Raw genomic sequence first — 13,576 nt, forward strand, 5'->3', positions numbered from 1 at the left:
GCTCAGTCCGGCCCGTCGCGGTCGGCTCCCGACCACAGATCGCCGCACTCCACCCCCCGCGCGCCCCTCGCGCGGAGCAGGTCGCGCGCGCCGGAGTCGCCGTGCACGCCCTCGAGGAGCTCCGGCCAGTGGTCCCGTCCCAGCAGCACCGGATGACCGGGCCGACCGCGGAAGACCGCGCGGGCGAGCACGTCCGGCGCGACCGGCGCCTCCGCGAGCAGCCGGGCCCCCACGCTCGGCGGCTCCTCGGGCAGGTCGACCAGGGCGACCAGCGCGGCGACGCCCTCGGCCGCGGCGAGACCCGCGCGGAGCGACGCCGAGAGGCCGGTCTCCCACTCCGCCGCGACGACCACGTCCGCGGACGGCGGCACCAGGAGGCGCGCCCGTCCGGCCTCCGCGCCCAGGACCACGAGCACCCGCTCGCAGCCCACCGCGCGGAGCCTCTCGACGGCTCGCTCCACCCAGGGAACTCCCGCCGCGTCGCACCGCAGCGCCTTCGGGCCGCCCGCCCGGCGCCCCGCACCCGCCGCGAGCACCAGCCCGACGAGGTCCCGACTCCCGACCAGATCCATCCGACCATCGTGCCGCAGGCCGAGCCCCTGCTCCGCCGGACGAAGGAGACCGCATGACCGACACCCGATCCGAGACCGCCCGCGACGTGCTGCTCGCGTGCCTCGCCGTCCCCCGCTGGGCCGACGAGGTCGCCTCCGGCGCGCCCTACCCGTCGGCTGACGCGCTCGCCGACGCGGCCGAGCGGGCCGCGCGCACGCTCACCGAGGAGGAGGTGGAGGCGGCGCTGGCCGACCACCCCCGGATCGGCGAGCGGCACGCGGGCGCGGGGCGCTCCTCCGCGTTCTCGGCCGCGGAGCAGGCGGCGAGCCGCACGGGCGACGAGGAGCTGACCCGGCGGCTGCTGGCCGGCAACCGCGCCTACGAGGAGCGGTTCGGGCGCGTGTTCCTCCTCCGTGCGGCCGGCCGCGACCGGGCCGAGGTCGTCGCGGAGCTGGAGCGGAGACTCGGGCTCGACGACGAGACGGAGGCCCGCATCGTCGCGGAGCAGCTGCGGGAGATCACGGTGCTGCGGGTCCGCGGCCTCGACGACGGGCGCCTCGTCCGGGCGGAGGCCGCACGATGAGCGGGCACGCCAGCCGCGTCACCACCCACGTGCTCGACGCCGTCCGCGGCCGCCCCGCGCGCGGGGTCCCGGTGGCTCTCGACGCCCGTGTCGGCTCCGGCTGGGAGCGCCTCGCCGAGGCCCGCACCGACGACGACGGCCGCGTGGCGGCCTTCGGGCCGGAGCGCCTGGCCGCCGGGGTGCACCGGGTCGTCTTCGACACCGGCGCCTGGTTCGCCGCCTCGGGCACCGAGTCGTTCTACCCCGAGGTCGTCGTCGCCTTCCGCCTCGACGACGAGGAGGCGCACTTCCACATCCCGCTCCTGCTCAGCCCCTTCGCCTACTCGACCTACCGGGGCAGCTGATGCAGCTGCAGGACGTCCTCGACGCGCCGCAGCTGCGGCTGCGCGTGCTGGTCGCCGGCGACGGGGCGCTCGCGCGGCCGGTCGACGGCATCTTCACGACCGATCTCCTCGATCCGCGCCGCTACATCTCGCGCGACCAGCTGGTGCTGACCGGTCTGGTCTGGCGTCGGGACGCCCAGGACAGCGCGGCCTTCGTCGCCGCGGTCGCGGACTCGGGTGCCAGCGCTCTGCTCGCCGGCGAGGGGCTGCTGGGCTTCGTGCCGGACGACCTCGTCGTCGCCTGCCGCGAGCACGACGTCCCGCTGATCGCCGTGCCGGCCGATGTGTCGTTCGGCGCGATCACGGCGCACCTGTCGAACGCTCTCGCCGGCGACCGCGTGGCCCGGCTGACGGCCGCCCTCGCCCGCCAGCGGGAGCTGCTGACGGAGGTCTACCGGGGGCAGCAGCTCGACGAGCTCGTCACGCGCACCTCGCGCGAGCTCGGACTCCCCGTGTCGGTGCTGACCGCCACCGGCCGGACCGCGGCCTCCGCCTCGCCCCTGGGGCTGGGGGAGATCGAGCGGGTCGTGCACGCGGCGCTCACGGCCCGGCGCAGCCCGGTCGTGGTCGCGGACGCCCGCGGCGGCGCCCTGTCGGTCCTCACCGTCGCCGGAGCGGGCGAGCACCGCGCCACCTCCTGGCTGGTCGTCGTCGGGGGCGACTGGAACGACTGGCCCGCCGCAGTGCTGGACGCCGTGACCGAGCTCGCCGGAGTCGTGGGGGTCTACCGGCTGCAGCGGGAGGCGGCGCTCTCGGCCGACTCCGCTCTCGCCGACCGCCTGCTCGAGCTCGTGGAGGAGGACAGCGAGCAGCCCGAGGCCGCGGTGTACCTGCGGCAGCTCGGACTCGGCGGCGCCGGGCGGTGCGCCGTGGTCGCCGCCGAGTTCGAGGGCGACGCGCCCCCGGACCTGGCGCGCCGTGTCCTGGTCGACGCCGCCGCGCACCTGGGCCGCGCCGTGGTCGGACGCGACGCCCAGGGCTGCGCGGTGGCGGTGCTGCCCACCGAGGCGACCGATGCGATCCCCACCGGCGCGGATCCGCTCGCCGTCGTCACCTCGGCGCTGCGACGAGCGGGAGCCGCGTGGCCGGGCGCCGTGCTGCGCGTCGGGACGAGCGCCGCGACTCCGCTGCCCGCGCTCGGCGGCGCCCTCCGCTCGGCACGCTACGGGATGCTGCTGCCGGGCTCTCCGGGCGACGACGCTCCGGTGCGGGTCAGCGACTCCGGGGAGGTCACCTCCGCCGTGCAGCTGCTGAGCGCGGTCCCCGACCACCTGCGCTCGGTGTTCGTCGAGCTGGTGCTCGGGCGGCTCATCGAGCACGACGCGCGCTACGGCTCGCAGCTGGTCGCCACGCTCGCGGCGTTCCTCGACTGCGGCGGCTCGTGGGTGCGCACGGCGGAGCAGACGCACCTGCACCTGAACACGGTGCGGTACCGCATCGCGAGGGTGGAGGAGCTGACGCAGCGCGACCTGTCGGACACCGCGGACCGCGCCGACCTGTTCCTGGCGCTGCGCCTGCGCTGACGGCCGAGTGCGCGCGGTCCGCACCGCGCCGCCCCGGCCGGCCCCGTCACTCCGGAGGCGCGATCCGCCTGCCCCGGACGTGCACCGCGGCGATCGCCGGCTCGCGCAGGGTCATCAGCAGGGCGAAGAGCAGCTGGGCCGTCGCCTCCTCCTCGTCGTCCGCGCGGATGCCGTGGGCGAGGACGTCGGCGAGCGGCTCCCACCGGTCGGGCTCGATGCGGAGGAAGTCCGCGTCCTTCCCGGGGTCGAGGCTGCCGTACCGGTCCTCCTGGTCGAGCGCCCGCGCGCCGGCGAGCGTCGCCGTGAACAGGAGCTCGGCCGGATGCAGGGCGACGGCCGCGTCGCCGGGCTCCGAGAGGTGCACCTTGAAGGCGTCGTTCGCCACTCGCGCCAGCAGCCACTCGTCGCCCGCGCCCACGTCCGTGCCGAGGGCGACGGTGACCCCCGAGGCGACGGTCCGGCGCCAGGGCATGGTGCCGGAGCCGAGGAACTGCTGCGAGGTCGGGCAGTGGGCGATCGAGGTGCCGGTCTCCTCCATCCGGTGCAGCTCCGCGTCCTGGCAGTGCACGGCGTGGGCGAGGATCGTGCGCGGCCCGAGGAGGGAGGAGCCGCCGCGCGCGGAGCCGGGCAGGAAGAGCCCGTCGTAGGTGTCGAGGTAGCTGCGGGTGCCGTACGAGCCGAGCACGGCGGCGATCTCGCCGTCGCCGGGCCGGTCGTTCTCGTTGAGGTGGCTGTGCACGTAGACGCCGCGTCCGCGGACGTCGTCGTAGAGGTCGCCGAGCGCTCCGAGGGTCCGGGGAGTGACGGACAGCGAGAACCGCGGGACGAGCGCGACCTGCAGGAGCGGGTCCCTCCCGTGCCAGCGGTCGATCTCCTCCGACGCGAGCGTCAGCGCCTCCTCCTCCGAGGTGATCAGGGGAGCCGCCGAGGCCGGGCCCGTGGTCTGGATCCCGCGCCCCGACACGATCCGCAGCCCCGCCTCGCGGGTGCGCTCGAAGAGGGCGTCCTGCGCGGCCGGGAACGCGGAGCCGAAGACCATCGCGGCGGTCGTGCCCGCGGCCACCCGCCGCCGGGTGAAGGCTCGCGCGACGACGTCGGCGAACTCCGGGTCGGCGAGCCGCACCTCCGAGGGGAACACCGTCCGGTCGAGCCACTCGAGCAGCTGGCCGCCGCCGAAGCCGTCGGTCGAGAACGTCTGGGGGAAGTGCACGTGCGCGTCGACGAAGCCGGGCAGCAGGACCGACGCGGCGTCGCCGGAGACCGGCAGGAGCGCGAAGCGGTCCGGCAGCTCGCGGTACGGACCGACCCAGGCGATCGTGCCGTCCTCGTCCACGGCGAGAGCGCCGTCCGGGATCGACACCAGCGACTCCCGCGCGGTCGCGAGCGTCGCACCCCCGGCGACGTGCAGCAGGTGCCCCCGGTGGACGCCCCCGGCGCCGGTCACACCAGGCCCGTGTAGGCGGTCCAGGCGGATCCCGCGGGCGGCGCGTCGTCGCGGGTGACGCTCGCCTGGATCAGCCCGTAGGGGCGGTCGGCGGCGTGGAAGACCTCATTGTCGTTCTCGACGCCGAAGGGCGAGAGGTCGTAGACGAAGTGGTGCTTGTTCGGCGCGGAGAGACGGATCTCGACGATCTGCGGGTACTCCTCCAGGACCGCCTTCCCCATCTCGAAGAGCGTCTGCTGGAGGGCGAGGGAGTGCACGGTCGCGAAGCGGCTCGTCATGAGCGCCTTGACGCCCGCGTAGACCGCCTCCCAGTCCATCGCCGCGATCTCGTCCTCGCTCAGGGCGAAGCGCCACTTCGCGACCAGCGAGGTCGCCATCACCCGGTCGTTCGTCGGCTGGAGGACCGTGTACGGGTCGGTGAGGAAGCCGTGGAACTCGCTCCCCGTGGACTTCAGGATCGTGAGGTCCTTGAAGCCGCCGGTGATCCAGATCCGCCGCTCGTCACCCGAGCCCTCGACCGTGACCGACGCGATCCGCGTCTCCTGGCCCTTCCGGACCCAGGTGTGGTCGTGCTCGCGCCCGTCCACCAGCACGCGCTCCCAGGCGAACTCCTCGATCTCGATGCGGGCGCCGTGGACGGGCTCGTAGCCGTCGACGAAGTGGCGGGCCAGCTCGAGGCCGTAGGGCTCGATCGAGCGCAGGCCCTTCTCCTTGGCGAAGGCGTACGCCGTCTGCTTCTGCGTGTCCGTGGGCAGGACGGCCGACTGGTCGCCCTCTCGGTGCGCGGCCTCGAAGTCGCCGCGGAGGGCCGTGGAGACGTTGACGTCGTGGATCTCGTGCCGCGGGGTCTCGCGGTAGATCCGCACGACGCGGTTCTCGGCCTTCCCGTACTGGTGGTCCCCGAGGATGATCGACATGTCCGCTCCTGTCCGTTCCGTGCGGCCGGGCCCGGTCACGCGGTGGTGCCCGTCCTGCTCGCGGCTCCTGCGAGCCCGTCTGCCAGCCTCGCGCCTGCCGGGGGCTCCGCGCACCGGCGGAGCATCCCGAGGAGCCGCCGCCGGGACTCCGAGTCTTGTGCGATCCGCCCGCTCCGCGGCTCCGACCCGCCTCCGTTCACACGCTCGAAACCTGCCGATGACACGGCGGCGCTCGGCGTGAGCGGTCGAGCTCCCCGAGGTGTCGTCAGGGAGGCGGGGGATCAGCGGGTCGAGGTCAGGGGCGGGTGAGGAGGCGCCCGGCGGGCGGGACCGTCGCGGCGGTGACGCGGCGGCCGCCCACCCAGGTGGCGGCGACGGCGCCGCGGAGGACGCGGCCCTCGTAGGCCGAGACGGGGTTCCGGTGCGAGAGGGCGTCGACGTCCACGCGCCACTGCGCCTCCGGGTCGAACGCGACCAGGTCGGCGTCGGACCCTGCGTGCAGCAGGCCCTTCTGGCCGAGCCCGGCGAACGCGGCGGTCGCCGTGGACATCCAGGCGACGACCTGCTCGAGCGGGATGCCCCGCTCGCGGGCCCCGGTCCAGACCGCGCGGAAGCTCAGCTCGAGTCCCGAGATCCCGCCCCAGGCGACGCCGAAGTCGCCGCCGGCGGGGAGCTTCAGCTCGGCGGTGGCGGGGGAGTGGTCCGAGGCGATGATGTCGATCGTCCCGTCGAGCAGCCCCTTCCAGAGCAGCTCGCGGTTGCGCTCGTCGCGGATCGGCGGGCAGCACTTGAACTGCGTGCCGCCGTCGGGGATCGAGCCGGCGTCGAAGGTGAGGTAGTGCGGGCAGGTCTCGGAGGTGATCGGCAGCCCCTCGGCCTTGGCCTCGCGCAGGAGCGGCAGCGCGTCGGCGGAGGAGAGGTGCAGGATGTGCGCGCGGCAGCCGGTCTCGCGGACGGCCTCGATCACGTGCAGGATCGCGCTGCGCTCGGAGGCGGGCGGGCGGGAGTCGACGAACGCGCCGTAGGAGGCGCCGGGCTCCAGCGCGCTCGCCTCCAGTTCGGCCGGGTCCTCGGCGTGCACGATCAGCAGTCCGTCGAAGGCGGCGATCTCGCGCATCGCCTCGACGAGCTGCTCCCGGCTCAGGTGCGGGAACTCGTCCACTCCGCTCGGCGAGAGGAAGCACTTGAAGCCGAAGACGCCCGCGTCGTGGAGCTCGCGCAGCGTGCCGAGGTTCGAGGGGATCGCCCCGCCCCAGAATCCGACGTCCACCTGCGCCTGCGGCCCGGCGGCCGCGCGCTTGGCCTCGAGCCCCGCCACCGTGGTGGTCGGCGGGATCGAGTTCAGCGGCATGTCGATGATCGTGGTGACGCCCCCGGCTGCGGCCGCGCTAGTGGCGGAGGCGAATCCCTCCCACTCCGTGCGGCCCGGCTCGTTGACGTGCACGTGGGTGTCGACGATCCCCGGGATCAGGACCTGGCCCTCGGGGAGGACGATCTCCTCCGTGGTCCGCCAGGGGGCGTCCCGCTCGCCGACTGCGACGATCAGGCCCTCGGCGATCGCGATGCTGGCCGGACGCCGGCCGTTCTCGGTCAGCACGTCGGAGGCGCGGATCACGAGGTCGAGGAAGGGAGCGTCGTCAGGCATGGATCGACCCTATACTCGGCATGTTTCCTGCGTGTGAGCGCCCGTCGGCGGCTCCGCCCGGCCTCCCCGCAGCCCCGGCGCCGTCGCCTCCCGTCCGAGAAGAGGAGGCCGTCGTGCTCGACATCGCCGCCCCCCTGCTCGAGCGCGTCGAGGGGGGCGGGAGCGTCGCGGTCGTCACGGTCACGCACGTCTTCGGCTCGGCTCCCCGCGCTCTCGGCTCCTCGATGGCGGTGGACGCGGAGGGGCGCGCGATCGGCTCGATCTCCGGCGGCTGCGTCGAGGCGCAGGCGTACGCGCTGGCCCAGGAGGTGCTCGGCACCTCGGGCAGCGCGTCCGAGCACTTCGGCTTCGACGACGAGGCGGCCTTCGCCGCCGGCCTGTCCTGCGGGGGGCAGCTGCGCGTGTTCGGCCAGGTCGTCGACTCCGGCTCCACCGCGGTCCTCGCCGAGCTGCGCGCCGCCCGCGCCGGCCGCTCGGCCGCGCTGGCGATCGTCGTCGGCGGCCCGGAGGAGCTGATCGGCCTCGTGCTCACCGGAGCGACGCGCCTCCAGGACGTCGTCGGCCCGCACCTGGACGAGGACACCGCCCGCCGCATCCTCGCCGAGCGCGAGGCGCGCCTGGTCTCCGGCCGCTCGGCCACGGTCGAGACCGCCTGCCGAGGTGCCGAGCTCGAGATCGCCTACGTCGTGCATGCCGAGCGGCCGCGCCTGCTGATCTACGGCGCCGTCGACTTCTCCGCCGCGCTCTGCTCCGCCGGCGCCCTGCTCGGCTACCGCGTGACCGTCTGCGACGCGCGTCCGGTGTTCGCGACCGCCGAGCGCTTCCCCGGCGCCGACGAGGTCCTCGTCGAGTGGCCGTCCGACCACCTCGCCCGCGCCGAGGTCGACTCGCGCACCGTGATCGCGGTGCTCACGCACGACGAGAAGTTCGACATCCCGCTGCTCGAGACCGCGCTCGCGCTCCCGGTCGCCTACGTCGGCGCGATGGGGTCGCGGCGCACCCATGAGCGGCGGCTGCGGCTGCTGCGCGAGGCGGGAGTGACGGAGGAGGCGCTCGCCCGCCTGCGCTCGCCGATCGGCCTGGACATCGGCGCGTCGACGCCGGAGGAGACGGCCGTGTCGATCCTCGCGGAGGTCCTCGCCGCGCGCACGGGGACGTCCGGGGAGCCGCTCGCGGGGCGCTCGGGCCCGATCCACGCGGCGCGCTGAGCCGCACGTCCTCCCCTGACGGCGCGCCGTCGTGATCGCGCGGGCCTGCTCGCACTCCGGCGGGAAACGGCCGCGAAACACCGCGCTGCCATGCTCGGGGCATGCAGCGCCACGTCCTCACCGGAGCCCACGTCGCCACCGTCGACGCGCACGGGACCGAGCACCCCGTCGGCCACGTCGTCGTCGACGACTCCCGCATCGTCGCCGTCGGAGCCGGCGACCCTCCGGCGTGGGCCCTCGACGGACGGTCCCCGACGGGCCTGCCGGCGCAGGAGGCGATCGCGCTCACGCGGGTCGACGGCCGCGGCCACCTGCTCACTCCCGGGCTCGTCAACACGCACCACCACCTCTACCAGTGGCTCACCCGCGGCTGGGCGCAGGACTCGATCCTCTTCGACTGGCTCGTCGCGCTCTACCCCGCCTGGTCCCGCATCGACGCCGACCTGACCCGCTCCGCCGCCCTCGGCGCGATGGGCGTCCTCGCCCGGTCCGGCTGCAGCACCGTCGCCGACCACCACTACGTCTTCCCGCGGGGCTCCGGCGACATCGTCGGCGGCATCGTCGACGCGGCCGGCACCCTCGGCCTCCGGCTGCACGCGACCCGCGGGTCGATGGACCTCGGCGAGTCCCGGGGCGGCCTCCCGCCGGACTTCGCCGTCGAGACCACGGCGGCCGCGCTCCAGGCCAGTGGAGAGGCGGTCCAGCGGTACCACGACGCCTCCGCCGACGCGATGGTGCGGGTCGCGATCGCCCCGTGCTCGCCCTTCTCGGTGACCACCGACCTGCTGCGCGAGTCGGCCGTCCTCGCCCGTCAGCTCGGGGTCCGGCTGCACACCCACGGCTCCGAGACCGTGGAGGAGGACGCCTACACGCGGGAGGCGTTCGGCCTCTCGCCCACCGACCACCTGGAGTCGCTCGGCTGGCTCGGCGATGACGTCTGGATGGCGCACTGCGTCCACCTCGACGCCGACGCGATCGCGAAGTTCGCGGCCACGGGCACCGGAGTCGCGCACTGCCCGTCCTCGAACGGCCGGCTCGCGGCGGGCATCGCGCCGATCCCGCAGCTGCTGGCTGCGGGAGCCCCGGTCGGCCTCGGCGTGGACGGCGCGGCGTCGAACGAGTCCGGTCAGCTCGGCTCCGAGATCCGCGCCGCGGTGCTGATGAACCGCCTGCGCGCCGGCGCCGACCGGATGAGCGCCCGGCAGGCGCTCTCGGTCGCCACCATCGGCGGGGCCCGGGTGCTCGGCCGGCAGGACGAGATCGGCTCGATCGAGGTCGGCAAGCTCGCCGACCTCGCGCTCTGGCGGATCGACGGGATCGAGCACGCGGGCATCGCGGACCCGGTCGCGGCGCTCGCATTCGGAGCGCAGCCCCCGCTGAGCCTGCTCCTGGTGCAGGGTCGCCCGACGGTGCGGGAGGGACGGCTGGTGAACGCGGACGAGGACGCGATCGCCCGCGAGGTCGCCCGGGCGAGCACGGAGCTGGCGTCGCGCGTCTGAGCTGCGGCAGCCGATCGGCGCTCAGCCCGTCGTCGTTCAACCGGGCGGCGCCTCCGCCTCGACGGTCGCGACCGGGGCGGCGTCCGGGTGCAGGAGCCGCCAGATCCGGTCGCGGGAGAGCGGCAGCTCGGTCGGCCGCACGCCGATCGCGTCGCGGACGGCGTTGGCGAGTGCGGGGGCGACCGGGTTGTAGGGCGCCTCGCTCATCGACTTCGCGCCGAACGGCCCGAGCTCGTCGGCGGTGTCCGCGAAGAGCACCTCGGTCTCGGGCACGTCCGCCATCTGCGGGATGTGGTAGTTCCGGAGGATCGCCGTGGTCACGGTGCCCTCGCCGTCGAGGATCACCTCCTCGTACAGCGCCGAGCCGATCGCCTGCGCCACTCCGCCCTCGACCTGCCCGCGGCACTGCGCCGGGTTGATCACGAAGCCGGCGTCGGCCGCCTGGACCGACTGCAGGATCCGCACCTCGCCCGTCGGCTCGTGCACCGCGACGCGGAAGCCCTGGACGTTGAACGCGAGCGAGCGCTGAGCGCCGTCCTCGCTCCCGGTCGCGGTGACGGGTCCGCCGGCCGCACGGACCAGATCGGCGAACGCGACCCGGGTGCCGTCCGGAGCGAGCAGGCCCTCGTCGTCGGGCTCGAAGGTCTCGTCGTGCCCGGTCAGCCGCTTGGCGAGCGCCTGCAGCTCGGCGAGGAGGCGCGTCGCGGCCGAGTGGACGGCCTTGCCCGCGACGACCGTGCCGGCGCTGCCGAACGCTCCGGTGTCGTAGCGGGCCGCGTCCGTGTCGGACTGGCGGATCCGCACCCGGTCGGCCGAGGCGCGGAAGGCGCTCGCGACCAGCTGCGTGTGCACGGTGGTCGTCCCGTTGCCGAACTCGGCCGTGCCGACGCCGATGGTCAGCACGCCCTCGGCGTCGACGGTGACGGTCGCCTCCGAGAAGTGGCCCCGCGGTGGGATGGTGGCGATCATCGCCAGTGCCGTGCCCTGCCCTGTCCGCCACCCCGGTCCGTCGGGGGCGGGGGAGCCGCCGCCGCCGGCCAGTGCCGCCTCGGTGAGGTCGAGGCACTGGTCGAGCCCGTAGGAGGCGAAGCCGATGTCGTCGCCCTCGACGTGCGTGACCACCAGCGGCTCGCCCGGGCGCACCGCGTTGATCCGCCGCAGCTCGAACGGGTCGATCCCGAGCTCGCGGGCGAGATCGTCCATCGCCGACTCGATGCCGAAGATCACCTGCCCGAGGCCGTAGCCGCGGAACGCCCCCGAGGGGAGGTTGTTCGTGTAGACGGCCTGCGCGTCGACGCGCTTGCTGGGCGCGCTGTAGACGGCGACCGACTCCGAGGTGCCGTGGAACATCACGCCGGGTCCGTGGTTGCCGTAGGCGCCGGTGTCCGAGAGCACGTCCACGGCGAGGGCGGTCAGCCGTCCGTCGCGCCGGGCGCCGAGCGTGACGCCGACCCGCATCGGGTGTCGGCAGGGGGCCATCGTGAACTCGTCGCTCCGGGTGAACTCGAACTGCACGGGCCGGCCGGTGGCGAGCACGGCGAGGGCGACGACGTCCTCCGTCAGGATCTCCTGCTTGCCGCCGAAGCCGCCGCCCACCCGTGCCGTGAAGACGCGGACGGTCGACGGATCGCGGTCGAACAGGCGCGCGATCTCGTCGCGCACGAGGAAGGGCACCTGCGTCGAGGTCCGCAGCACCAGCTCTCCGCCCTCGAGCCAGCCGATGGTGCCGTGGGTCTCGAGCGCCGTGTGCGCGACTCGGGAGGTCGAGTACCGGCCCTCGACGACCACGTCGGCCTCCGCGAGTCCGGCGGCCACGTCCCCGTACTCTCCGTGGAGCTCCGCGACGACGTTCGCCTCCGGCCGGGCGATGCGCGAGGCGATCGGATCCTTGTCGGCGTGCAGGAGCGGCGCGCCGGCCGAGCGCGCCTCCTCCGGGTCGAAGACGGCGGGCAGCACCTCGTAGTCGACCTCGACGGCGCGGCAGGCCGCCTCCGCCTCGGCCACCGACTCCGCGACCACCACGGCCACGCGCTGCCCGCGGAACCGGACGACCGTGTCGAGCATGCGCGTGTCGTCCGGGTCGTCGAGCCGGGACTCGTGGCGGGCGGTGGAGTAGAGGACGTCCGGGACGTCCTCGGCGGTGAGGACCGCGACGACGCCCCGCATCGCGCGGGCGGCGGTCGTGTCGATCGAGCGGATGCGCGCGTGGGCGTGCGGGCTCTGGACGACCTTCACGTGCAGCAGGCCGGGCACGGCGACGTCGAGGGTGAACGGCTCGCGGCCCTGGACGATCCGCCGGCCGGCGGGCGCGCCGAGCGAGCGGCCGACCCGGGACTCCTCGGCCGACGGGCGACCGGTGCGGCGGACGGGGGTGAGACCCGACGGCGGGGCCGCGTGCCGTCCGCGGACCGGGGCCTCCGTGCGATCCGCTCCGGACGGCTCGGCCGCGTGCGCGCCGTGCCCGGACGCGCAGGCGCCCGTCACGGCCTCGCGGATGGGGCGGTAGCCCGTGCACCGGCAGAGGTTGCCCTTCATCAGCCGCGGCACGTCCTCGGCGCGGACTCCGTCGAGCGCCGTGGCCGTGACCACCATGCCGGCCGTGCAGAAGCCGCACTGGAACGCGCCGGCCTCGACGAACGCCTCCTGCACCGCGCTCGGCTCCTCGGGCGTGCCGAGGCCGGCCGCTGTCGTCACCTCGCGCCCCTCGACGCGGTGGGCGGGGTAGAGGCAGGAGTGGAACGGCGTCCCGTCGACGAGGACGGAGCAGGCGCCGCAGTCGCCGGCGTCGCACCCCTTCTTCACCTCGAAGTGCTCGTGGTCGCGGAGGAGGGTGCGCAGCACCTGGCCGGGGCGGGGGGAGGCGTCGACCGGCTCCCCGTTGACGGTGAACCTCATCGGGCGCCTCCGGCCAGCTCGGTGCGGATCTCCTCGGCGAGCACGCGGACGACGGCGTGGCGCCAGTCGGCGGCTCCGTGCGGGTCGGTGAACCAGGTCGCGACGCCGTCGACGGCCGCGGCGAGCTCGGCCCAGGAGGGAACGGCGGCGAAGCGGAGCAGCTCCGGCCGGACGGTCGCCGCGGTGATCGTGAGCACGAACGCGCCGTCGGTGTCGAGGCGGCCGATGACGACGGCGCCGGAGCGTCCGAGAGGGGAGAGCGCCGTCTTGCGGAACGCGGTGCGCGCCCGGAGGGAGGAGAGCGGGAACTCGATCGAGCGGATGACGTCGTCCCGGGCCAGGGAAGTGGTCATGTTGCCGGTCACGAGCTCGGCGACCGGCACGGCGACGTCCGAGCCGTCGGCCCGCCAGACGAGGGCGGTGGCGTCGAGCGCGGCGGCGAGGCTGGTCATCGGTCCGGCGGGCAGGGCGTTGGCGATGTTGCCGCCGACAGTGGCGACGTTCCAGATCTTGAAGGAGCCCAGCAGTGCCGTGCAGCACTGGAAGAAGAGCGGATGGGCGGTGGCGCCCGCGTCGGGCATCGCGGCGAGCTCGCTGAGCGTGCAGGTCGCCGCGATCGAGAGCCCGGCGTCCGTGCGCACGATCGGCTCCCACGCGAATCCCTGCAGGTCGAGGAGCTCGTCGAGGTGGTCGTGGGGGAGGGAGAACACCCAGGAGCCGCCTCCGATGACCGCTGAGCGCGGCCCGCGGCCCGCCAGCTCGGAGCGCTCGCGCACCACCCGGACGCGCTGGATCGTGTTCAGGTCCATGCAGCGCCTCCGTCCCGCGCCCGTCGGGCGTCTCCCCCCAGTGAACCCCACCTGTGTGACGCCCGTGTTTCCCCACCCCGTCCCCCCGGCGGATCCGCCATCCGCACCAGGCCAGACC

At 74.9% G+C, this 13,576-nt stretch carries 11 protein-coding genes; 5 read left to right on the forward strand and 6 right to left on the reverse strand.

Annotation, left to right across the window (positions count from 1 at the left end; all coding sequences use genetic code 11):
* Positions 1–2 precede the first annotated feature (2 nt).
* A complete protein-coding gene (locus C5C36_RS08150; protein WP_104223492.1) occupies positions 3–572 on the reverse strand; it encodes an NTP transferase domain-containing protein in 570 nt (189 codons plus the stop codon).
* A gap of 53 nt (positions 573–625) precedes the next feature.
* On the opposite strand from C5C36_RS08150, the gene uraD reads away from it, so the two are divergent.
* The 3 genes from uraD to C5C36_RS08165 are packed head-to-tail and all read left to right on the forward strand — an operon-like array spanning position 626 to position 3,041.
* On the forward strand, positions 626–1,135 hold the full coding sequence (uraD, locus tag C5C36_RS08155) for a 2-oxo-4-hydroxy-4-carboxy-5-ureidoimidazoline decarboxylase (protein ID WP_104234584.1): 510 nt from the start codon (positions 626–628) through the stop codon (positions 1,133–1,135).
* On the forward strand, positions 1,132–1,479 hold the full coding sequence (gene uraH, locus C5C36_RS08160) for a hydroxyisourate hydrolase (protein ID WP_104223494.1): 348 nt from the start codon (positions 1,132–1,134) through the stop codon (positions 1,477–1,479). The genes uraD and uraH overlap by 4 nt, the downstream gene beginning before the upstream one ends.
* Positions 1,479–3,041 (forward strand): PucR family transcriptional regulator, encoded by a 1,563-nt coding sequence (locus tag C5C36_RS08165; RefSeq protein WP_104288309.1) that lies wholly within the window; start codon positions 1,479–1,481, stop codon positions 3,039–3,041. Before uraH ends, C5C36_RS08165 begins: the two co-directional genes overlap by 1 nt.
* Positions 3,042–3,087: 46 nt before the next feature.
* On the opposite strand, the gene C5C36_RS08170 is transcribed toward C5C36_RS08165, so the two are convergent.
* The 3 genes from C5C36_RS08170 to allB all read right to left on the reverse strand — a co-directional run bounded on the left by C5C36_RS08170 (position 3,088) and on the right by allB (position 7,047).
* A complete protein-coding gene (locus tag C5C36_RS08170; RefSeq protein WP_104309549.1) occupies positions 3,088–4,485 on the reverse strand; it encodes an amidohydrolase family protein in 1,398 nt (465 codons plus the stop codon).
* Positions 4,482–5,402: a factor-independent urate hydroxylase gene (gene pucL / locus C5C36_RS08175; RefSeq protein ID WP_104234587.1), complete on the reverse strand. Its 921-nt coding sequence runs from the start codon at positions 5,400–5,402 to the stop codon at positions 4,482–4,484. The genes C5C36_RS08170 and pucL overlap by 4 nt, the downstream gene beginning before the upstream one ends.
* A gap of 295 nt (positions 5,403–5,697) precedes the next feature.
* Positions 5,698–7,047, reverse strand: coding sequence for an allantoinase AllB (gene allB / locus C5C36_RS08180; RefSeq protein ID WP_104309550.1), 1,350 nt, complete (start codon positions 7,045–7,047; stop codon positions 5,698–5,700).
* Positions 7,048–7,160: 113 nt separating this feature from the next.
* Between allB and C5C36_RS08185 the strand changes: the two genes are divergently transcribed.
* Both C5C36_RS08185 and C5C36_RS08190 read left to right on the forward strand, forming a co-directional pair.
* Positions 7,161–8,255, forward strand: a complete 1,095-nt coding sequence (locus tag C5C36_RS08185) for an XdhC family protein (protein ID WP_258072235.1) — start codon at positions 7,161–7,163, stop codon at positions 8,253–8,255.
* A 101-nt stretch (positions 8,256–8,356) separates the two neighbouring features.
* Positions 8,357–9,754 carry an 8-oxoguanine deaminase gene (locus C5C36_RS08190; protein ID WP_104309552.1) on the forward strand — a complete coding sequence of 466 codons (1,398 nt, stop codon included), beginning with the start codon at positions 8,357–8,359 and terminating at the stop codon, positions 9,752–9,754.
* Positions 9,755–9,790: 36 nt separating this feature from the next.
* Here C5C36_RS08190 and C5C36_RS08195 read toward each other — a convergent pair whose 3' ends face one another.
* Positions 9,791–12,649 carry a molybdopterin cofactor-binding domain-containing protein gene (locus C5C36_RS08195; RefSeq protein WP_104309553.1) on the reverse strand — a complete coding sequence of 953 codons (2,859 nt, stop codon included), beginning with the start codon at positions 12,647–12,649 and terminating at the stop codon, positions 9,791–9,793.
* Positions 12,646–13,458: an FAD binding domain-containing protein gene (locus tag C5C36_RS08200; protein WP_104309554.1), complete on the reverse strand. Its 813-nt coding sequence runs from the start codon at positions 13,456–13,458 to the stop codon at positions 12,646–12,648. Before C5C36_RS08200 ends, C5C36_RS08195 begins: the two co-directional genes overlap by 4 nt.
* Between the last annotated feature and the right edge of the window lie 118 nt (positions 13,459–13,576).

The sequence above is a fragment of the Rathayibacter sp. AY1G1 genome, assembly GCF_002932095.1.
Classification (GTDB): domain Bacteria; phylum Actinomycetota; class Actinomycetes; order Actinomycetales; family Microbacteriaceae; genus Rathayibacter.

What these genes read in the sequence shown, in the direction of transcription:
- C5C36_RS08150 (WP_104223492.1), bottom strand. Translation starts at nt 572, where the DNA reads ATGGATCTGGTCGGGAGTCGGGACCTCGTCGGGCTGGTGCTCGCGGCG.
- uraD (WP_104234584.1), top strand. Translation starts at nt 626, where the DNA reads ATGACCGACACCCGATCCGAGACCGCCCGCGACGTGCTGCTCGCGTGC.
- uraH (WP_104223494.1), top strand. Translation starts at nt 1,132, where the DNA reads ATGAGCGGGCACGCCAGCCGCGTCACCACCCACGTGCTCGACGCCGTC.
- C5C36_RS08165 (WP_104288309.1), top strand. Translation starts at nt 1,479, where the DNA reads ATGCAGCTGCAGGACGTCCTCGACGCGCCGCAGCTGCGGCTGCGCGTG.
- pucL (WP_104234587.1), bottom strand. Translation starts at nt 5,402, where the DNA reads ATGTCGATCATCCTCGGGGACCACCAGTACGGGAAGGCCGAGAACCGC.
- allB (WP_104309550.1), bottom strand. Translation starts at nt 7,047, where the DNA reads ATGCCTGACGACGCTCCCTTCCTCGACCTCGTGATCCGCGCCTCCGAC.
- C5C36_RS08190 (WP_104309552.1), top strand. Translation starts at nt 8,357, where the DNA reads ATGCAGCGCCACGTCCTCACCGGAGCCCACGTCGCCACCGTCGACGCG.
- C5C36_RS08195 (WP_104309553.1), bottom strand. Translation starts at nt 12,649, where the DNA reads ATGAGGTTCACCGTCAACGGGGAGCCGGTCGACGCCTCCCCCCGCCCC.
- C5C36_RS08200 (WP_104309554.1), bottom strand. Translation starts at nt 13,458, where the DNA reads ATGGACCTGAACACGATCCAGCGCGTCCGGGTGGTGCGCGAGCGCTCC.